Raw genomic sequence first — 20,464 nt, forward strand, 5'->3', positions numbered from 1 at the left:
TCCTGTCGTGTTGTGAGATAAAACGTTACCGTTGATGTGAATTTTATAATTTAGAGTGAAAAATTGGTGCTTGCTGCTAGCGATTCAGATTTTTCAGCAATTTATAACTTTTGTTCTACATTCGGCGGTTGCGCATGAAACTTGCGGACATGGCAGGTAGCCCATTGCACGCCGATCAAGGATAGACCATGAGCCTACCTTCGCTGGCCGATTTTCCGGCCATCCTGCTGCCTTTAGTTACTCGTGCACAACAGACATTTCGTACAGCGCTGGCTGCGTTGCCGGACGATTCGCTGGCATCTTTCGAGGCCTGGCCGGAGTCGCGCCGCAAGGCGTTCGACCGGGTCTGTGCATCCAGCGACTTCGTCACCGAACAGGTTTGCCGCGACCCTCGCATGTTGCTGGAGTTGGCGGAGTCAGGCGAACTGGAGCGCAGTTTCAGCGTGGGCGAACTGCGCGGGCAAATCGCTGCCGCCGTACAGGCTGCCAGCAGCGATGATGAACTGGGGCGTAATCTACGTCGCCAGCGCATGCGTCAGCAAGTGCGGATTATCTGGCGCGATCTTACCCGTCAGGCAGAACTGATCGAAACCTGCCGTGATCTGTCCGAGATGGCAGATGGCTCTATCGATCTGGCGTATCAATGGCTGTACGAGCGTCACTGCCAGTTGCTCGGCACCCCGACCGGGCGCCGCACCGGTCAGCCACAGCATATGGTCATCCTCGGCATGGGCAAGCTGGGGGCGGTGGAACTGAACCTGTCTTCGGATATCGACCTGATCTTCGCTTACCCCGAAGGCGGCGAAACGGTGGGCGCCAAGCGTGCGCTCGATAACCAGGAATTCTTCATTCGTCTGGGCCAGCGGCTGATCAAGGCACTGGACCCGGTGACCGTCGACGGCTTCGTGTTCCGCGTCGACATGCGCTTGCGGCCTTATGGTTCATCGGGGGCGTTGGTGCTGAGCTTCAATGCGCTGGAGCAGTATTATCAGGATCAGGGTCGTGACTGGGAACGCTACGCCATGATCAAGGCTCGCGTCGTGGGCGGCGATCAGGTGGCTGGCGAGCAACTGCTGCAAATGCTGCGTCCGTTCGTGTACCGCCGTTACCTGGATTTCTCTGCCATCGAAGCGCTGCGCACCATGAAGCAGTTGATCCAGCAGGAAGTGCGGCGCAAGGGCATGGCCGAAAACATCAAGCTGGGCGCTGGCGGTATCCGCGAAGTGGAATTCATTGCCCAGGCCTTCCAGCTGATTCACGGCGGTCGCGATCTGAGCCTGCAGCAGCGCCCGCTGTTCAAGGTGCTTAAAACCCTTGAAGGCCAGGGCTACCTGCCTTCTGCCGTGACCGACGAGTTGCGCGAAGGTTACGAGTTCCTGCGCTACACCGAGCATGCCATCCAGGCTATTGCCGACCGCCAGACCCAGATGTTGCCGGACAACGAGCAGGATCAGGCGCGCATTGCTTTCATGCTGGGCTTTGCCGACTGGTCGGCCTTCCATGAGCAACTGATGCATTGGCGCAATCGGGTTTCATGGCATTTCCGTCAGGTGATTGCCGACCCGGATTCCGATGCCGATGACGAGCAACAGGATGACGATGAAGTCATCGTGGGCGGTGAGTGGTTGCCGCTGTGGCAGGAGTCTCAGGATGAAGAGGCGGCGTGCCGTCAGTTGTCCCAGGCCGGTTTTGTCGATGCCGACAAGGCTATCCGGCAACTGGCCAACCTGCGCGGCAGCCCGCAGTTGCGCTCGATGCAGCGCCTGGGGCGCGAGCGTCTGGATGCTTTCATTCCCCGTCTGCTGGCCCAGGCGGTCGAGCATGAAAGCCCGGATCTGGTCATTGAGCGGGTATTGCCGCTGGTCGAAGCGGTAGCCCGGCGTTCGGCTTATCTGGTGCTGCTCACGGAAAACCCCGATGCCCTGCGGCGCTTGCTGACGTTATGTGCGGCCAGCCCCTGGATTGCCGAGCAGATTGCCCGCTTCCCGTTGCTGCTGGACGAACTGCTCAATGAAGGTCGTCTGTTCAATCCGCCACTGGCACCGGAACTGGCGGCCGAGCTTCAGGAGCGGCTGATCCGTATCCCCGAGGACGATCTGGAGCAGCAGATGGAGGCCTTGCGACACTTCAAGCTGGCCCATCGTCTGCGGGTGGCCGCGTCCGAGATTTCGGGCAGTTTGCCGTTGATGAAAGTCAGCGATTACCTGACCTGGCTGGCCGAGGCGATTCTGGAACAGGTTCTGGCCCTGGCCTGGCGACATACTGTTGCCCGGCATGGCACGCCTTCGCGTCCCGACGGCAGTCTGTGCGATCCGAGTTTTGTCATCGTTGGTTACGGAAAAGTGGGCGGGATCGAACTGGGGCATGGCTCGGATCTGGATCTGGTCTTCATTCATGACGGCGATCCGCAGGCTGAAACCGATGGCGCCAAACCCATCGACGGGGCGCAATTCTTCACCCGTCTGGGCCAGCGCATCATTCACTTGCTGACAACCCAGACCAACTCCGGCCAGCTTTATGAGGTCGATATGCGGCTACGGCCCTCCGGGGCGTCGGGCCTGTTGGTCAGTTCGCTGGGGGCTTTTGGCCGCTATCAGGAAAATGAAGCATGGACCTGGGAGCATCAGGCACTGGTGCGTGCCCGGGTGCTGGTCGGAAGCCCTGATGTGGGCAATGAGTTCGGCAAGGTCCGGGCCACGGTATTGGCGCGCGAGCGCGATCTGGACAAGCTTCGTGCAGAAGTCAGCGAGATGCGCGCCAAGATGCGCGACAGCCTTGGGACTAAACTGACGGTGGCGGGAACGGCGGCCAATGCTTTCGATCCAGCCATGGTGTTCGACCTCAAGCAGGATGCCGGTGGTATCGTCGATATCGAATTTATGGTGCAATACGCGGCCTTGGCGTGGTCCAGAGAGCATCCCGCCCTGCTGCGCTACACCGATAACATTCGTATTCTCGAAGGCCTGGAAGAGGCCGGGTTGTTGCCTGATGCCGATGCCAGCCTGTTGCGCGAAGCCTATAAGGCATACCGCGCAGCGGCGCACCGTCAGGCCTTGCAGAACCAGGCCGGGACAGTGGCCGGTGATCAGTTTGAAGTCGAGCGGCGCGAAGTGATGCGGATCTGGAGTGAGTCAGGACTGACCTGACCCCCACGTTGTAGGAGCGGATTCATCCGCGAAGAGACCGGTACGATCAATACAGAATGTGTCGTCAGGTAATATCTTCGCGAATGAATTCGCTCCTACGGTTTATTGAGCGCTATATATAGATAGCTATGACAGGGAGGCGTCAGGTTGTGTGGGAAGGTCACGCAATCTGAAAGCCTCCCTGGCTGTTTTTGGATCGAGCATGAAAATTTTGATCGTTGGGCCTAGCTGGGTCGGTGACATGGTGATGGCGCAAACGCTGTTCCAGTGTCTGAAGCAGCGTCATCCTGAGTGCGAAATCGATGTGCTGGCTCCCGAGTGGAGCCGTCCGCTCCTGGAGCGCATGCCTGAAGTGCGTGCTGCCTTGAGCTTTCCGCTGGGGCACGGCGCGCTGGAGCTGTCGACCCGACGCCGGATCGGCAAGTCCCTGGCCGGTCAGTACGATCAGGCCATTCTGCTGCCCAACTCCCTGAAGTCGGCGCTGGTGCCTTTTTTTGCAGGCATTCCCAAGCGCACCGGCTGGCGAGGCGAGTTCCGCTACGGCCTGCTCAACGACGTGCGGATCCTGGACAAGCAGCGCTATCCCTTGATGATCGAACGTTTCATGGCCATGGCATTCGACAAGGGCGCTGAATTGCCACGCCCTTATCCCAAGCCGAGCCTGCAGATCGACACCCAGGTGCGCGATGCCGCGCTGGCCAAGTTCGGCCTGACCCTGGATCGTCCGGTACTGGCGCTGTGCCCGGGTGCCGAGTTCGGTGAATCCAAGCGCTGGCCGTCCGAGCATTATGCCCAGGTGGCCGAGTCCCGGATTCGTGAAGGCTGGCAGGTCTGGCTGTTCGGCTCGAAGAAGGATCATCCGGTCGGTGAGAGCATTCGCGACTATCTGATCCCCGGCCTGCGTGAAGAGGCGGTCAACCTCAGCGGCGAAACTTCATTGGCCGAGGCCATCGACCTGCTGTCCTGCGCCGATGCGGTCGTCTCCAACGACTCCGGGCTGATGCACGTGGCGGCTGCGCTGAACCGTCCGCTGGTGGCCGTCTACGGTTCGACATCGCCGGGCTTTACGCCGCCTCTGGCCGATGAGGTCGAGATCGTGCAACTGGGGATCGAATGCAGTCCCTGCTTCGAGCGCACCTGCCGTTTCGGTCACTACAACTGCATGCGCCTGCTTGAATCGGACTCTGTGGTTCAGGCATTGGGTCGTCTGGGCGGCACTCCGGTGGAGGTCGCCTGACTTTGCGGGTATTGCTGATAAAGACTTCTTCGCTGGGCGACGTGATTCATGCCTTGCCAGCGTTGACCGATGCGGCGCAAGCGCTGCCGGGTATTCAATTCGACTGGGTGGTGGAAGAGGGCTTTGCCGAGATTCCCACCTGGCACCCGGCGGTGGACAAAGTGATTCCAGTGGCGATCCGTCGCTGGCGCAAGAACCTGTGGCAGACCTTCAAGACCGGCGAGTGGCAGGGTTTCAAGCAGCGTCTGCGCGAGACACATTACGACGTGGTCATTGATGCCCAGGGCCTGTTCAAGAGCGCCTGGCTGACCCGTTACGTCAATGCTCCGGTTGCGGGCCTGGACAAGCACTCGGCACGCGAGCCCATTGCCAGCCGTTTCTACGACCGGCCTTACCCGGTGGCACGTGGGCAGCACGCGGTTGAGCGGTTGCGGCAGTTGTTCGCTCAGGCTCTGGGCTATGAACTGCCTGCGGGCCTTGGCAATTACGGCCTCAAGCGTCTGTCGGCACTGGATGAAACGCTTGAAGCGCCATTCGTACTGTTTTTGCATGGCACCACCTGGGCAACCAAGCACTGGCCCGAGCACTATTGGCGACAACTGGCGGAACTGATGGCTGCGCGAGGCCTGAACGTGCGCCTGCCGTGGGGCAACCCGGCTGAAAAGGCCCGCGCCGAGCGTATCGCCGAAGGCCTGGGCAATGCGCAGGTCTTGCCGAAGCTGAATCTGGCGGGCGTTGCCCGTGTACTGGCCAGTGCCCAGGCCTGCGTGGCGGTGGATACCGGCATCGGTCATCTGGCTGCGGCGCTGGATGTTCCGACCATTTCCCTGTTCGGGCCGACCAATCCGGGCCTGACCGGTGCCTATGGCAAGTCCCAGGTGCATCTGGCCGGTGATTACCCGGCATGTGCCCCTTGCCTGCAAAAGAAATGTACTTATCAACCGACGGCTGACGATCAGTTGCGGTTCGACCTGAAACGCGAGTGGCCCATGTGCTTCACTCGCTTGAATCCCGAGCGGGTAGCGAGCCAGTTGGGCGCGCTGTTGCTGGCAAAGGAGCACAACTGATGCAACTGGCTTTCGTACTCTACAAATATTTCCCGTTCGGCGGCCTGCAACGCGACTTCATGCGTATTGCGCTGGAGTGCCAGGAGCGCGGGCATCAGATTCGCGTCTACACCCTGATCTGGGAAGGCGATGTGCCGCCTGGCTTCGAGGTGCTGGTCGCGCCGGTCAAGGCGTTCTTCAACCATCGGCGCAATGAAAAGCTCAGCGCCTGGATGGAAGCGGACCTGGCCAAGCGCCCGGTGGATCGCTTGATCGGCTTCAACAAGATGCCCGGTCTGGACGTGTATTACGCCGCCGACGCCTGTTTCGAGGACAAGGCGCAGAACCTGCGTAACTCCCTGTACCGCAAATGGGGCCGTTATCGCCATTTTGCCGGGTACGAGCGGGCGGTATTCGCCAGAGAGGCGAAAACCCAGGTGCTGATGATTTCCGAAGTGCAGCAGCCGCTGTTCATCAAGTATTACGACACGCCATTGTCGCGCTTCCACCTGCTGCCGCCGGGTATTTCCCAGGACCGCCGTGCGCCACCCGATGCGCCCGAGATTCGAGCCGGGTTTCGCAAGGAATTCGGGCTGGCTGACGACGAACTGCTGCTGGTCCAGATCGGTTCGGGCTTCAAGACCAAGGGCGTGGACCGCAGCCTCAAGGCGCTGGCCGCCTTGCCTGCCGAACTTAAAAAACGCACTCGCCTGTTTGTAATCGGCCAGGACGACCCCAAAGTATTCCAGTTGCAAAGCGCAGCACTGGGGCTGGGCGAACAGGTGACCTTCATGAAAGGGCGTAGCGATATTCCGCGTTTCCTGCTCGGCGCCGACCTGCTGATTCATCCGGCGTATAACGAGAACACTGGCACTGTGCTGCTTGAAGCGCTGGTGGCTGGCCTGCCAGTGCTGGTCAGTGCGGTCTGTGGGTATGCTCATTACATTGCCGAGGCCGACAGCGGTCTGGTGCTGGATGACCCGTTCGATCAGGCGCAGCTCAACCGTTATCTGGTCAAGATGCTCGAAGACGATGCAGCGCGTCGCACCTGGGGCTCGAATGGTCTGGCGTTCGCCGATACGGCGGACCTTTACAGCATGCCGCAGCACGCTGCCGATGTGATTCTGGCGGAGCCCCCTCAATGAAGCTGTTCCTCGCTGAACCGTTCAAGAGCCGATGGGCCGGGCGAGATGCATTCGTCGAGGTCGAGGCTCTGGAAGGGCAGGTCTATCGCGAGCTGGAAGGCCGTCGCACATTGCGCACCGAAGTCGATGGGCGAGGCTATTTCGTCAAGATTCACCGTGGTATCGGCTGGGGTGAAATCGCCAAGAATCTGGTGACCGCCAAGCTGCCGGTACTGGGCGCAGGCAAGGAGTGGGACGCGATAGCGCGTCTCAAGGAAGTCGGCGTGCCGACCATGACCGCCGTGGCCTATGGCGAGCGTGGCAGCAATCCGGCTGCTCAGCACTCGTTCATCGTTACCGAAGAACTGGCACCCACCGAAAGCCTGGAAGATGTCAGCATCAACTGGCGCAACGAGCCGCCCGAGCCGCGCCTGAAGCGGGCCTTCATCGCCGAAGTCGCACGTATGGTCGGGATGATGCATCGGGCTGGTGTAAACCATCGGGACTGCTACATCTGCCACTTCCTGCTGCACACCGACAAGCCGGTGACGGCCGACGACTTCAAACTGTCGGTCATCGACCTGCATCGTGCCCAGACCCGTCGCGCAATCACGCCGCGCTGGCGTAACAAGGACCTGGCCGCGCTGTATTTCTCGGCGCTGGACATCGGCCTGACCAAGCGCGACAAATTGCGTTTTCTCAAGGGGTACTTCCAGAAGCCTTTGCGCGAAGTGCTGGCTCGGGAAGCCTCATTGCTGCGTTGGCTGGATAAAAAGGCGGACAAGTTGTATCAGCGTAAATTGCGTTACGGAGATGCGCTCTGATGGCGGGTTGGAATCTTGAGCCGGAATACGCCTTTCTGGCTGAGGACTTCGGCAGTCTGGACGCGGTTTTTGCCTTGCAGGGCGAACAGCTGACCAGCGATCTGCTCTCCGAAGTGATTCGCGTGGCGCGTGGCGGAGTGACCTATTACGTCAAGCGCTACACCGGCGCAGGTAAAGGCCTGCGCCGCTATCTGGGCCGCCCGAGGGTCAAGTCCGAATGGCAGAACCTCAAACGCTTCGCCAAATGGGGAATCCCGACTGCGGATGTAGTGGCCTGGGGCCTGGAGCGCAAGGGCGCGGCCTATGATCGTGGCGCGCTCATCACCCGCGAGTTGCCTCGTACCGAAGACCTGTCCGAACTGGCGCGGCATAAAGACGCGCGGCTGGCGGATCGTGCCTGGGTCGATGTCATCAGCCGGCAGCTGGCGCGTTGCACCCGGGTCATGCACGACCAGCATTTCACTCATAACGATTTGAAGTGGCGCAACCTGCTGGTCGACGACGAGTCCAGGCTGTTTTTCATCGATTGCCCCAACGGTGCGTTCTGGTGGAGCTTCATGCTCCGCTATCGGATTACCAAGGATCTGGCCTGCCTGGACAAGGTCGCCAAATACCATTTATCCGCGACCCAGCGACTGCGCTTCTATTTGCAGTACCGTCAGCGGGATCGTTTGAATGCTTCCGACAAGAAGCGCATTCGCCACATCGTCAGTTTTTTCGAGGGGCGTGAATGAGCGTTTTCATTGCCGATGCCGACCGTGCCCTGCTTGAGCGCCATGGTCTGGCTGATTTTCAGTCGCTGTGGAATATAAAGCTCGATGCTGTCGATGAGCCCAATACCGGGCGTGGTGGCTGGAGCAGCGTGTTTCGTCTGGAACTGGAAGGTCAGGGCTTTTACCTGAAGCGTCAGAGCAATTACCTGACCCATACGCTGCATCATCCATTGGGTGAACCATCGTTCTCTCGCGAATTCCGCAATATCAGCCGCTATAAAAAGCTGGGTATCCCGGCATTGCAGGCGGTGTTCTATGGCGAGAGCAAGGTCGATGGCGAGCGCCGGGCGATTCTGATGACCCGCGCACTGGACGGCTGGACTGATCTGTACGTTTTGCTTGAGCAATGGTCCAGTCTGGACGCCAGTCAGCACACCGCCATCATCAAGGCCTGTGGGCAACTGGCTCGCACCCTGCACCGGGCCGGGCAGGTTCACGGCTGTTTCTATCCCAAGCATATTTTCCTCCAGGCTCGTGGCGATGCTTATGTGGCGCAACTGATCGATCTGGAGAAAACCCGCCCGGTCTTCTTTGGCAAGCGTGATCTGATCAAGGATCTGGAGCCCTTGCTGCGTCGTGCCACGGCATGGGGGGCCGACGAGTTGCGCGTGCTGCTGGCCGCTTATCTGCAGGCGGCCCCCGACAGCGCACAGGTCAATGCCTGGTGCCTGCGCCTGGGTCAGCGTGGTCAACACAAGCGGGACGTACATCACCGCGACAACAAAGAGGCGCGCTGATGCGTTTGTCTGAACTCAAGAATGCCGGACGCACACCTGAGCTGCCCCTGAACGTGACCCTGGCCGATGCCATTGGCCCGGCCGATCTGCAACTCTTGACGCTATTGCGGGTGCTGCCGGGTCAACGCTATGTCGGCGCGGGTGTCTGGCGCGGTCGTACGGTGTTGGCGAAGCTGCTGGTGGGCAATAAGGCTGCCCGGCATTTCCAGCGTGAACTGGATGGCGTCCGCTTGCTGGCCGAACAAGGTTTGACCACGCCTCTGCTACTGGCCGATGGCTTGCATGAAGGCGAGGGCGGCTGGTTATTGTTCGAGTTTCTGGATAACGCCCAGAGCCTGGGTGATGCCTGGAGTCAGGTTGAGAACCTGCCGCCGCTGGCCGATGAGCAACAGCTTGTGCTGGGGGAAGCCCTATCAGCCATTGCCCAACTGCATGCCAAAGGCCTGTGGCAGGAAGACCTGCATCTGGACAACCTGCTGCGCCATAGCGGCCAGTTGTACCTGATTGACGGCGCTGGCATTCGTGTCGAAGAGGCAGGCAAGCCGTTATCCCGTCAGGCCGTGCTGGAAAACCTTGGCGTGTTTTTCGCCCAGTTGCCCAAGGCACTGGAGCCGTTTACCGAAGAACTGCTGGTTCATTATCTGTTGAGCAACGCCGAACATGCCTTGCCCATGGAAGCCCTGCAAAAGCAGATCGACAAGGTGCGTAGCTGGCGCTTGAAGGATTACCTGAACAAGACCGGGCGTGATTGCAGCCTGTTCAGCGTCGAAGACACGGCTTCGCAATTCCGGGCGATCCGCCGCGAAGACGAGTCTGCCCTGTTGCCCGTTCTGGAGCAGGCCGACGCCTTGCTCGACAAAGGCCATCTGTACAAGACCGGCGGCGCGGCTACTGTAGGTCGGGTTGAGGTCAATGGCCGCACACTGCTCATCAAACGCTACAACATCAAGAACTTCGCCCACTGGCTCAAACGTTTCTGGCGTCCGAGCCGTGCCTGGCATTCCTGGCGTGAAGCCAATCGCCTGGAGTTCCTGGGGATCGCCACGCCCAGACCGCTGGCGGTGCTGGAACAGCGTGTACTGGGCTTGCGCCGCAAGGCGTATCTGGTCACCGAATTCCTGTCGGGGCCGGATATCATCAAACGGTTCGCGCCTTACGTTGAGTCAGGTGATGTGCCGGAAAATGAACTGCTGGCACTGGACCTGCTCTTCGAGCAACTGATCCGCGAACGCATCAGCCATGGCGACTTCAAGGGCCATAACCTGTTCTGGCATCAAGACCGCTGGGCCTTGATCGATCTGGACGCCATGCAGCAACACAGCTCCCAGTCGTCGTTTGCAGCCGCATATGCCCGCGACCGGGCGCGCTTCATACGTAACTGGCCCGCAGGAAGTGCACTGCACCAGTTGCTGGAGCAGCGCTTGCCTGGATAGGGAGTGTCTGTCATGTATGGCCTATTCGCTCCGGTGAAGATCGATGTGGTTTTTCATCCTTGAGTATCGACCTTCTCAGGGCGAACAGGCCTTGGCTTGTTCGCCCTGCCATCGATCAGGTCACGTGCATCAGGTTCAGTTCCTCAAGTGCCGCCACCAGCGCAAACATGTTGTTGTAAGGCGTCAGGTGGGCGTTGGTCCAGGTAGGGCGGTCGATGTAGAGCTTGCCTTCGGCATTGACCTGTATCGGCGTGCGGTGAATGAAGGTGTCCCGTGATCGGTGGACGATGGTTTGCAGGCCGTCCTCCGATTCTTCGATCAGGAACATTCCGGGCCGGGTCAGTCGCTGTTCGACGGGCAGCGTTTGCACAGGGCGTATGACGATGCCCTGGGTTGCTCCCGGGATTTCCATTTCCACCAGATAATCGCTTTTGATCGGCACGGTTTCAGGGATCAGGCCGCGTCTGATCCTGTCGCCCGGATCGGCTATCACGCCTCTGGATTGTCCGGGCGGGGTATCGATAACGCGCAGGCCGATCCCGGCTTCCAGTTCGGCGATGCCCGGTATGATCTGCTGGTAGGTGTTGGCGTGGGTGTTGCCCACCAGAGCGATCCATTTGTGCGAGCCCATGACTTCCTGGTGTTTGCGAATGGTGAGGTGCGCAAAGTAATTCATCATTTGCTGACGAGTGGTGGGTGCTTCTCCCAGGATGCCCTTGAGGTGGTAGCTCGCCGAGCAGTCGATCGCACGGATCTCCACGCCATTCTGCTGGGCCTTGAGTACTAATTGCTCGAAGGTATAGATCCTGTTCGGGTCGGTATAGTGTCCTCTGTCGAGCCTTTTCAGGTCATGCAGCAGGGTCTTGCTCATTTGCCCGGTCTCGAAAAACCGGTCCAGATCCGCCTGGTGCAGATCAGCCAGCAAATGCTCCAGGTACAGCGTCTTGACCTTCTGCTGCGACAGCAATGGCAGGTTGTCGATAATCAGCTTTTTGCTGGCCACTGAAGAGTGAGACTCGCCAATCACCACGCCATCGGTGTGCTGGTACAGCGTCTGTAGAAAGTCCGGCAATGGAGCCTTTGGCTCTACGTTAGGCATTTTCGGGCGCACAGGCAGTTCGATGGCTGCAATATTTCGGGCATCGGCTTGCAGCTTGGCGCGCACCTGGAAAAACTTTCCCCGTACCGCGCTCAGCTCCGGGTCCATGAAAAAGTAATGCTGATCCAGCCCTTTATGCTCGAAGTTCGCCAACTGATACAGGGTGCTTCTGTTCTCCAGCGGGACTTCGTACGTGGCATCTGCCAGCGACTTCTGAATGGCGCTCGATGGACTGTTGGGCGTCCAGTGATCGGGCTCTATACGCAACCAGCCCTTGGTGTCACCCCAGTGAAAACCGTATTCGCCCGACCAGAGTTTTGGGTTCTCGATGCTTTTCCTGTTGCCCAGTTCCTTGAACAGAGCCATGTCCAGCAGGGTGCTCTCGGGTAATGTTTTTGCGGGGGGGATGGTCAACGGGTTGGCGAACTCTATCGTGAAGTCGCAACGGGCTGCCGAGTCTGCTGACGCTGAGCCTGCAGTGGTTTTGATCCGTGTCGGGCTGCCGCTCGCAACGTCCTGGATATGAACGCTGGGCACGCCTTGAAGCTCGGCAATACCAGGAATCTGGCCATGGGTGGTTGCCAGCTTTTCATCCAGAAGGGCGATCCAGCGTCTTGATGGCTCACTCGCCACGTCGCTGCTGATGAGTTTATGACCAAAGAAATTGCTCATTTTCTGGCTGGCCGCTGTATCGCCTGCGGCAGCCGTTACGGGGTGTCGGATGAGCGGATAGCTGATCGAAGAGCTGAACGGGCGCACTTCGATGCCATGCCTGTGGGCGATCTTGATCAGGTGGTAATAGTCGTACTCTGTTGTCTGGTTATTCAGGGCCTTGTCGTTGAGGTATTCCAGATGCTCCTTGATTTCATGGGAGCCGGAGCGGGTCTTCTTGCCCAGTTGGCGATAGCGGGCAAGTTTTGGCAGATGTTTGTCAGTGAACAGATGCTCGATGTACAGAATCTCGACCCGTTCCTTGGCCAGAAGAGGCATGTTCTGGATAAGCAGGCGCTTGCTGGCGACCGACTTGGGCGCTTCGCTCAGGACCAGGCCGCTGTTGTGTGCCAGCAGGCTCTCGAACAGCGTGTCGAGGCTTGCCCCGGACTCAAGCGTCGGTAATGAGGGACGCGCAGGCAATGATGGCGCGCTGAAAAAGGCATGGGCATCGTGGTAGAGCTTTTCCCTGAGCACGGTGAATCTCAGACGCATCTCCATGAAGTAGGTTTCAAAGTATTGCATCATGCCCAGCCCGCTCGGGTCATAGCCCTCCCCGCTGATAATGAGCTCCATATGGGGTTGCATCTGTGCCGGCAACTCGTAATCGCCAGGCGTCGTGCCTGTGCCGGTGGCTTCTGCTTCAGGCAACGGTCTGTAGTTCTGCGGGCTGTCCCGTCCGCCGCCTCGTAACTGCTGACGGTCAGCGAGCTGCCATTTGCCCTGTTCATCCAGTCGTACCGGTTGTTTGCCGAAAAAGGCGAACGGGTTTTGCGGATCGATGATCTGCCAGCAGTGAATCTGTGTGTCGTATTGCACCTCGAAGGTCTTGCCGGACAGTTCGATGTACTGCTTGCCATTGACTGTGCAGACGCCTTTGGCATGACCGTCGCCGATACGCGGCACGTTGTTCAATGAAAGACGGACTTCAAACCCGTCGTGCACGCCTGCTGGAGAGGGTGTTGCAGCATCGAGCGGCTGCCATGTGCCGCTGCCGGGTCTGATGAATTGTCCGGTGCTGCCTGCCTCGGTCGGAGAGCCGCTGACATTGCGCAGGACCGGGAAGTAACCGTTGGTGTCCGGTTTGCCGACCAGAAGGGCTTCGTCGTTCAGTTTTATGGGAAACAGGTCTTCGTAGCGGGGTAACGAGGGCACACGTTTCACCGGGCGTAGAGCCGAATCGGGTGAAGGTGGCGGACCGACCTGGCGTACCACGCTGCCGAAACCCTTGAGGCCTGAATGCAGATCACCTGCCGCGCCGAAGCTGTTGAGCATGGCGGTCAGTATGTAGGCGCTGGCGGTTTCGCTATCGCCGTCACGCAAGGACTGGAGCGCTCGAACTGTGTCATGCAGGGACAGCAAGGCACCTACGGCAAAGCTGGCAGGTGGAAAGGGCAGGGTGACAATGGTGGCTATCACTTCGATGCTGACCCAGATCAGCCTGGCCAGCATGTCATTGCGCCCGGTGGTGGTTTCTTTCACATCCCGCAGTTTGCGCAGGATCGGGCGATTGAAGCAGGTGTCGGCGAAGTCGGAAATGGGTTCTCTGGGTAGAAAAGGTGCTTTGTTGGCGTTGCCCTTTTGCATGTCTCTCAGGAAGAACGACAGGGCCTTGCGTGATTTGAGGCGGCAGCGGTCCTTGTAGTAGTCGATCATGCCCGGTGTGCCGAGTGACTCGGTGAAGCTGCTGAACAGACGGAACTCTATGCCGTCCGGTGCCCGTGGCGTATAGAGAAGCGCCGCCTGCCTGATGGACATGGGGAGAATGGCCACACAACCTTGCACGGTTTCGACATGGATCAGGTTGGTGTCGGAGATGACCAGTTGATTGATGCCTCCCAGTCCGGAGGCAATAAAGGGTTTATCCACATGGATCTGCAATGGATACAGCGGGTATTGCTCGCGGATCCGCGGTTCGCTCACATGGGCGTGATCGATAGAGTCCATTAGCCATTGATGCTGCGTCGGGCTGATATGCCCCTTGAGCAGGCTGCGCAAGGCCGCCGCTTTCATCTGTAGCTGGGTCATCAGCAGGCTGGTCTTGCGCCGGTATTCATAACCCTGCGAGTTCGGGTTGAGCAGGGTGCTGTTCACCAGAGCGATATAGTCGTCGGCCAGCCATTGATTGCGTACCGACTCGGCGACTTTCTCCGGCGACAGCGCGTTGAGGTTCACGCCTTGCGGGCCGCTGAAGGTCGCCTGAGTGTCGGCGGTGCTGCGAATGATGCCGATGCTGTCGTCATAGCCATTGAGCAGCATGTCGGTGTAGGAGAGGGTTTCGCGTTCGCTGCGGATCACGACCATGTCGGGGTCTATGCTGCCGGCCGGTACACCGAGCAGTTTGCCGATCTGCTTGCTGGCCCGTTCATGCACATAGGCTTTGAATGGCTGCATGTGGGTGTGGGGTTGGGCGTCGTAATTCTTGCGTGCGCCGTTGGCAGCGTCTTCCAGGGCTACCAGTTCCTGGCGCTGTGCGAGGCTGGCTTTTCGATACCAGTCAGGGGTGTGGCGCTCCTGCTCGGACAGCGCCACGCGAATATGCTGCTCGGCAAGGATGCGCAGGCCCGCGTCAAAGTTCGACAGGTTGACCAGCCCAAGGAAGTCCGCCGAGGGGTAAGGTTTGAGCTTCAATGCAGCCAGTTGTTCTGCCAGTGCAGCGCGAGCCGTAACCTCGATCTGTTTGAGCAGGTAGTCGCACAACGGGGCCGAACCGGCCCAGCCGACCAGCTCATTGCGCAGTTGGGTTTCATTGTCAAAGGCCCAGAAGCACTGAGGTTGCGCAGTATCGACCGCGACCAGAATCAGGCGCTCCAACTGGCCGGTTGCCGTTTCCTGGCGAATGACCAGCAGCTTGCTCAGTATCTGGCGGTTCAGCTTGACCTGCTGGACGATCAGCCGAGAGTCCGTTGGGGACTGTTCCGGGTTCGTCACGGCTTCGACCGTTGTGAAGTCCTCGGGCCGGATATGGCCCTGCATTTTCGCTGCGTACGCCAGGGAGCTTATCTGGCGGCGGGTCAGAAGCATCATGACTTGCTGGTTGTATTCCTTGTGGTACTCGGTTTGCTGAAAGGCAGCAAAACTCAGTCGCAGGTCAAGTTCGTCGATGAGCTTTGCCAGATAGGCCGGAGTCAGGGAGGCGTAATCTGTTGCCAACGGTACGTCTTCAAGGCTGAAGGTCGTATGTTCGAGAAATTCAGAACCCTGCTTGCGGTCACCAGGGTGCAGGCCGTACAGGGCCAGTTCTGTCAGTGAACGGGTCAGCGTGTAGGGGGCGCCTGTCACGGGAAGGGTGCGCTGAGTGGTTGCCTTGACGGCGCTCGGGTCCAGGTCGTAACCCAGGTCGTTGGCCAGTCGGGTGCGCAGTTGTGTCTTGGCAAACTGCTCCGGTGAAGCTGCCGCATTCAGTGCACTGATCGTGACTGCGCGAGCCTGATCATACTGTTGCAGACGCTCGGCATAGGCGTTGCGATCCTCCTGGCTGGCCATCTTGATCCAGTCCGGCAGGCTGCGGCGGTAGCGTCTCTCCAGTGAAGCCAGCTCGCGCAGTTCCAGCATGGCGGCGGGACCGAACAGGCCGCGCATGCCGATGGCCGCCTGGATAAGCGTCCGGCGTTTTGTTCTGTCATCGATTGCTGTCAGTGCGCAGGCGTAGCGGACATCTGCATACTGTTTATCCAGCAGCCTGTTCATGGCATAGGCGTAGGGCGCGCCAACGATGGGCTTGAGCAGCAGGTCGTTGGCCGTGAAGGGTTCGAGATGCAGATCGGGATCGTTGTCGATGGCTGTCAGCACGTCCTGATAGCGCTGCTCGAAGCAATTGAACAGCGCATCTTTCAACGTCGGATCATTGAGCCAGTTGGCGAGGGTTTCGCGCATCTCTGTCTGGCTGCTGAAGCCTGTGGCTCCAATGCCGGGCAAGACCAGCAGGGTATGCCCCTGTTCCCGGGACATCACCAGTGCACCCGCCACTTCGGCCTGTTCGTTTTCCTGAAGCTGCACCTGCAAGGCAAAGTTTCTGGCGGGAACTGTCTGGGGGGTATCCGACCGACGGCGTGAGGCGGGCAGGCACGCAATATAGTGCGCGGCGAGATCGCGCTCGTGGATCTTGATGCTCAGTTCGTCTCGCAGAGCTTGTTGCATGCCGGTCAGAAATTTCTCGTAGCGGGTTCCGTCGGATGCACTGGGTGCGTCCCAGTAGTCATTGATACGCTGCAACAGGCGGACGGTTTCCTGCTCTTGCCGTGAGGCGTCCGCATCCAGCAGGTCGTCATCGACTGCTGGAAGTGCGTTGAGATCAGTGAGCAGACTGGCGCTCAGCTCAGCGAGCCTTTTGAGGGCAGCCGAAGCCGCAGGCAAGGTATCGTCGGGGAACCCGGTTGAAGGGGGCAATGTTTCCATGTGTCTACTTTCCGTTGAGCACTTCAAGCGCTGAGGTTTGATTGAGGGCCGTCGGGCCGACTGTGATGGGGCCCAATCAATCAGAAACAGTGCGCAGCGGGGGTGTAGATAATTATTGGATGCCGGATATGGGGTAGCCATTCAGCGCTTTTTCGTGATGGCACCTGGCTGTATATTCCGATCGGCTTTCAGTCCCCGAGCCAAATCCCCGGTCATTACGCTATAATCGCGCGCTTTAGCTGTCCCTGGCCCGCAGTGCGGGGGGCACACCTTTTCTCGGGCGCGACGCGCCTGCATGCAGACTAAAGAGGCTAGACCCTAGTGGCATTGACGATCCTTGGCCTGTCCGGCGCCCTTAGCCATGATCCTTCCGCAGCGCTTTATATCGACGGCAAGCTGATTGCGGCGGCTGAAGAAGAGCGTTTCGTTCGCGACAAACATGCAAAGAACCGCATGCCCTACGAGTCGGCGAAGTTCTGTCTGGAACAGGCAGGCATCAAGCCTTCGGACGTCGATGTGGTCGCGATTCCGTTCGCGCCGATCAGCCTGTTCGGCAAGGCTCGCTGGCACTACGCCAAGCGTTACTGGTATGCACCTGACCGCGCACTTGATGCACTGTTGATGGGCAACCGCCGCTACAAGCGCTACCGCAACAAGATTGTCTGGTGCCTTGAGCAATTGGGCTTCGATCCGAAAAAGATCAAGATCGAGCCGGTCGAGCACCACCTGGCCCACGCTTCCAGCGCTTACCACTGCTCCGGTTTCAAGGAAAAGACCGCGATCATGGGTATCGACGGCAAGGGTGAGTACGCCACGACCTTCTTCGGCTATGGCGAAAACGGCAAGATTCACAAGATCAAGGAATTCTTCGATCCGGACTCCCTCGGCGGCCTGTATGGCGCTATCACCGAGTTCCTCGGCTTCGAGATGCTCGACGGCGAGTTCAAGGTCATGGGCATGGCTCCGTATGGCGATGCCAGCAAGTATGACTTCTCGCGTCTGGCGACCTTTGAAAACGGCGAGTTGGTGATCAACACCGAACTGGCCAACGTCATCGGCCTGCGTCGCTATAAAGAGAACGGCAAGGGCTTCTACTTCTCGCCGAAACTGATCGAGTGGCTGGGTCCGAAGCGTGTGGGCGATGTGGCCGATGAGCCTTACATCCACTACGCCGCCAGCATGCAGGCGCTGTTCGAGAAACTGGCGCTGCAAATGATGGATCACTACCTGGGTGACATCCTCAAGGAAACCGGCAAGATCGCCTTCGCGGGCGGCTGTGCGCTGAACGTGAAGCTGAACCAGCGCATCATTGCCCGTCCGGAAGTGAAAGAACTGTTTGTCCAGCCTGCCTCCGGCGACGCCGGTACGGCAGTCGGCGCAGCCGCGTACGTGTCTCACGCCCGTGGCGTGCCGGTCGAGAAGATGGAGCACGTCTACCTCGGCCCGGCCTACAGCAACGAAGACGTGATCGCAGCCTGCGCCCGTCATCCGGACAAGCCAGTCTGGCGTCAGATCGAAAACACGCCTGAGCGCATCGCGAAAATCATGGTCGAAGGCAATCCGGTGGCGTGGTTCCAGGGTCGCATGGAGTTTGGTCCGCGTGCCCTGGGTGGTCGTTCGATCATCGGTTGCCCAAGCATTCCGGGTGTTGCCAACCGCATCAACGAACAGATCAAGTTCCGCGAGCGCTGGAGGCCTTTCTGCCCGTCGATGCTCGACACCGTGGCACCGCAGATGATCACCATCGATCATCCTGCGCCGTTCATGACCTTCACCTTTGAAGTGGCTGAAGAGTGGAAGACCCGTGTGCCGGAAGTCGTTCACGAAGACGGCACGTCCCGTGCCCAGGTGCTCAAGCGCGAATACAACCCGCGCTACTACGACATGATGAAGGCACTGGAAAACCTGACGGGCAACGGTGTGTCGCTCAACACCTCGCTTAACCGTCGTGGCGAGCCGATGATCTGCTCGCCCACCGATGCGCTGAACATGTTCTTCGGGTCGGATCTGCAGTACCTGATCATGGAAGACATTCTGGTGGTCAAAGACGGCGTGGATACGTACGAGAATGCCTGAGCCACTGATCAGCGTCGTCATCCCGGCTTACAACTATGCCTCGTTGTTGCCGCGAGCGATTGATTCGGTGCTGTCTCAGTTGGCAGATGATGTTGAGCTGGTGGTCGTCAATGATGGTTCCACCGACGACACCCGGCAGGTGCTCGATGACTATCAGACTCGTCACGCAAGTGGCTTGACCGTGGTTCATCAGGCCAATGCCGGTGCGGCTGCTGCGCGTAACCATGGCGTTCGTCTGGCTCGGGGCCGCTATGCCCTGATGCTGGATGCCGATGACGAATTGTTGCCGGATGCCCTGGCCGCGTTGCGCAAGGCCGTGACGGATAATCCTGACGTCGGGCTGGTGCTGGGTGGGCAGGTTTCTGTCTACCCGGACGGGCGTGAGCGGGTCCGCCAGCCGACGCCGGCCCAAGGCAGCCCGGAGCAGTTGATTCGCCGGTATCTGTTGCAGAAGAAAATCGCGATTTCCCATTGCTGCACCCTGTTGCGGCGGGATCTTCTGCTCCAGCGTCCTTATCCGCAAAGCCTGCGCTCGGGCGAGGATATTCCGGTGTTTGCCTACGTTCTGGTCAGCGCACCTGTTGCGCTGGTGCAGCAGCCGATCGCGCGTATCTACAAGCACGCCGACAGCCTGCGCCATAGCCGTGCCGACGAAGAAAGTGTGGCCACAGGGCTGATCAAGGAAGTATTCGCACACCTGCCGGACGAGTGCCGTGTTCTTCTGCCTCGCTATTCTGCTCAGGTCTATCTCTCGTTGTTTCGCGCCGCTCAACTGGCTGGCGATTACTCCGTGGCGCGTCGCTATTACCTGCGTGCTCTTCGTTTCAGTCCCTTGCAGGCACTGAAGTGGAGTTACGTGCGCAAGGCGCTCAAGTTCGGGAAGCGCTGATGCGCATTCTGGTCCTGACCTGCACGCCGAGAGAGCCCGATAACCGCCAGCTATGGCAGGGCCTCAAGCGCTTTGGCGATGTGGAAGTGCGCTACGTCGATCGCGAGCAGCACAAGCAGTTGGGCCGTGTCTTGAGCGGGATCGATTTCTCGCTCTATGACCGCGTTGTGGTCGATCTGCTCTTTCGCTACCTGTGCAGGCAGGCTCGCCAGCTCAAGCGTATTTCAGGGCTGCTGATCTACGAGGAAGATGCCTGTCAGGAGTTCATTTCCGGCTCGCGGTGGCAGGGGAAGTTTTCCGCTTTCTATCGCAGGATACCCAACGCCAGGGTGATCATGACCGGCTTTCGAGTCGCCGAGCGCTTTCGTGAAATGGGCGTCGATGCCCACTTTCTGGCCAAGGGCTATAACTCTTCCTCGTTATACGTCAGTGGCATCGAGCGTGATATCGAGCTGGGATTCATCGGTCGTCTGGGCAGCGATACGTACCGTGAGCGGAGGGATTTCCTGCAACGTGCCGTTGAGCGCTATCAGCTTGAGCTCATGCGAACAGCGCCCGGCGACGAGTACCGTGAAGCGCTCAATCGCATCCGGGTATTTGTCAGTGCGGATATCGGGCTTGGCGAATACATGGCGAAGAACTTCGAGGCCATGGCTTGCGGCTGTGTATTGCTGGCTTACCGCCAGGGGCAGGGCGAAGAGCAGGCGATCGGCCTGGAGGATGGCGTCAATGCCATGCTCTACGACAATGAGCAGGAGTTTTCGGAAAAGCTGGCACTGTTACGCAGTGACCCCGCGCTGCTTGCCCGTGTCGGGGAGCAGGGGCTGCTTTTTGCGCAGCAGTATCTTGATTACTTCAAGCAGTCCGAAGTCGTTTTTCGGCACCTTTCGCAGGACTTCCCGGCGCCTGACGTCATGAGCCTCTTTGACCGGCTGATGTTCAAGCTCGGAAGATAATCGCTCCGGCTTTTC

General features: G+C 59.3%; 12 protein-coding genes. 11 read left to right on the top strand and 1 reads right to left on the bottom strand.

Annotated elements, in window-relative coordinates; genetic code table 11:
* The first annotated feature begins 188 nt into the window (after positions 1-188).
* The 8 genes from glnE to KGD89_RS02505 all read left to right on the top strand — a co-directional run bounded on the left by glnE (position 189) and on the right by KGD89_RS02505 (position 10,320).
* On the top strand, positions 189-3,146 hold the full coding sequence (gene glnE, locus KGD89_RS02470; protein WP_025258248.1) for a bifunctional [glutamate--ammonia ligase]-adenylyl-L-tyrosine phosphorylase/[glutamate--ammonia-ligase] adenylyltransferase: 2,958 nt from the start codon (positions 189-191) through the stop codon (positions 3,144-3,146).
* A 202-nt stretch (positions 3,147-3,348) separates the two neighbouring features.
* The gene (waaF, locus tag KGD89_RS02475; protein WP_025258249.1) at positions 3,349-4,383 is read left to right on the top strand and encodes a lipopolysaccharide heptosyltransferase II; all 1,035 of its coding nucleotides are present in this window, start codon (positions 3,349-3,351) and stop codon (positions 4,381-4,383) included.
* 2 nt (positions 4,384-4,385) lie between these two features.
* Positions 4,386-5,450, top strand: coding sequence for a lipopolysaccharide heptosyltransferase I (waaC, locus tag KGD89_RS02480; RefSeq protein WP_025258250.1), 1,065 nt, complete (start codon positions 4,386-4,388; stop codon positions 5,448-5,450).
* On the top strand, positions 5,450-6,574 hold the full coding sequence (locus KGD89_RS02485) for a glycosyltransferase family 4 protein (RefSeq protein WP_025258251.1): 1,125 nt from the start codon (positions 5,450-5,452) through the stop codon (positions 6,572-6,574). The genes waaC and KGD89_RS02485 overlap by 1 nt, the downstream gene beginning before the upstream one ends.
* On the top strand, positions 6,571-7,377 hold the full coding sequence (rfaP, locus tag KGD89_RS02490) for a lipopolysaccharide core heptose(I) kinase RfaP (protein ID WP_025258252.1): 807 nt from the start codon (positions 6,571-6,573) through the stop codon (positions 7,375-7,377). The genes KGD89_RS02485 and rfaP overlap by 4 nt, the downstream gene beginning before the upstream one ends.
* Positions 7,377-8,111 (top strand): lipopolysaccharide kinase InaA family protein, encoded by a 735-nt coding sequence (locus KGD89_RS02495; RefSeq protein WP_025258253.1) that lies wholly within the window; start codon positions 7,377-7,379, stop codon positions 8,109-8,111. Before rfaP ends, KGD89_RS02495 begins: the two co-directional genes overlap by 1 nt.
* Positions 8,108-8,887, top strand: coding sequence for a lipopolysaccharide kinase InaA family protein (locus KGD89_RS02500; protein ID WP_025258254.1), 780 nt, complete (start codon positions 8,108-8,110; stop codon positions 8,885-8,887). The genes KGD89_RS02495 and KGD89_RS02500 overlap by 4 nt, the downstream gene beginning before the upstream one ends.
* Positions 8,887-10,320 (top strand): lipopolysaccharide kinase InaA family protein, encoded by a 1,434-nt coding sequence (locus KGD89_RS02505; RefSeq protein WP_038399738.1) that lies wholly within the window; start codon positions 8,887-8,889, stop codon positions 10,318-10,320. Before KGD89_RS02500 ends, KGD89_RS02505 begins: the two co-directional genes overlap by 1 nt.
* Before the next feature lie 115 nt (positions 10,321-10,435).
* Here KGD89_RS02505 and KGD89_RS02510 read toward each other — a convergent pair whose 3' ends face one another.
* Positions 10,436-16,528 (bottom strand): membrane-targeted effector domain-containing toxin, encoded by a 6,093-nt coding sequence (locus tag KGD89_RS02510; protein ID WP_025258255.1) that lies wholly within the window; start codon positions 16,526-16,528, stop codon positions 10,436-10,438.
* Between the two features lie 321 nt (positions 16,529-16,849).
* Between KGD89_RS02510 and KGD89_RS02515 the strand changes: the two genes are divergently transcribed.
* The 3 genes from KGD89_RS02515 to KGD89_RS02525 are packed head-to-tail and all read left to right on the top strand — an operon-like array spanning position 16,850 to position 20,449.
* Positions 16,850-18,604 carry a carbamoyltransferase family protein gene (locus KGD89_RS02515; RefSeq protein ID WP_025258256.1) on the top strand — a complete coding sequence of 585 codons (1,755 nt, stop codon included), beginning with the start codon at positions 16,850-16,852 and terminating at the stop codon, positions 18,602-18,604.
* Complete coding sequence (locus KGD89_RS02520; RefSeq protein ID WP_025258257.1) at positions 18,597-19,493, top strand: glycosyltransferase family A protein; 897 nt, start codon at positions 18,597-18,599, stop codon at positions 19,491-19,493. The genes KGD89_RS02515 and KGD89_RS02520 overlap by 8 nt, the downstream gene beginning before the upstream one ends.
* Positions 19,493-20,449 (top strand): glycosyltransferase, encoded by a 957-nt coding sequence (locus KGD89_RS02525; protein ID WP_025258258.1) that lies wholly within the window; start codon positions 19,493-19,495, stop codon positions 20,447-20,449. Before KGD89_RS02520 ends, KGD89_RS02525 begins: the two co-directional genes overlap by 1 nt.
* Positions 20,450-20,464: the final 15 nt, after the last annotated feature.

This window comes from Pseudomonas cichorii (genome assembly GCF_018343775.1).
In the GTDB taxonomy this organism is placed as follows: domain Bacteria; phylum Pseudomonadota; class Gammaproteobacteria; order Pseudomonadales; family Pseudomonadaceae; genus Aquipseudomonas; species Aquipseudomonas cichorii.

What these genes read in the sequence shown, in the direction of transcription:
- glnE (WP_025258248.1), top strand. Translation starts at nt 189, where the DNA reads ATGAGCCTACCTTCGCTGGCCGATTTTCCGGCCATCCTGCTGCCTTTA.
- waaF (WP_025258249.1), top strand. Translation starts at nt 3,349, where the DNA reads ATGAAAATTTTGATCGTTGGGCCTAGCTGGGTCGGTGACATGGTGATG.
- KGD89_RS02485 (WP_025258251.1), top strand. Translation starts at nt 5,450, where the DNA reads ATGCAACTGGCTTTCGTACTCTACAAATATTTCCCGTTCGGCGGCCTG.
- rfaP (WP_025258252.1), top strand. Translation starts at nt 6,571, where the DNA reads ATGAAGCTGTTCCTCGCTGAACCGTTCAAGAGCCGATGGGCCGGGCGA.
- KGD89_RS02495 (WP_025258253.1), top strand. Translation starts at nt 7,377, where the DNA reads ATGGCGGGTTGGAATCTTGAGCCGGAATACGCCTTTCTGGCTGAGGAC.
- KGD89_RS02500 (WP_025258254.1), top strand. Translation starts at nt 8,108, where the DNA reads ATGAGCGTTTTCATTGCCGATGCCGACCGTGCCCTGCTTGAGCGCCAT.
- KGD89_RS02505 (WP_038399738.1), top strand. Translation starts at nt 8,887, where the DNA reads ATGCGTTTGTCTGAACTCAAGAATGCCGGACGCACACCTGAGCTGCCC.
- KGD89_RS02510 (WP_025258255.1), bottom strand. Translation starts at nt 16,528, where the DNA reads ATGGAAACATTGCCCCCTTCAACCGGGTTCCCCGACGATACCTTGCCT.
- KGD89_RS02520 (WP_025258257.1), top strand. Translation starts at nt 18,597, where the DNA reads ATGCCTGAGCCACTGATCAGCGTCGTCATCCCGGCTTACAACTATGCC.
- KGD89_RS02525 (WP_025258258.1), top strand. Translation starts at nt 19,493, where the DNA reads ATGCGCATTCTGGTCCTGACCTGCACGCCGAGAGAGCCCGATAACCGC.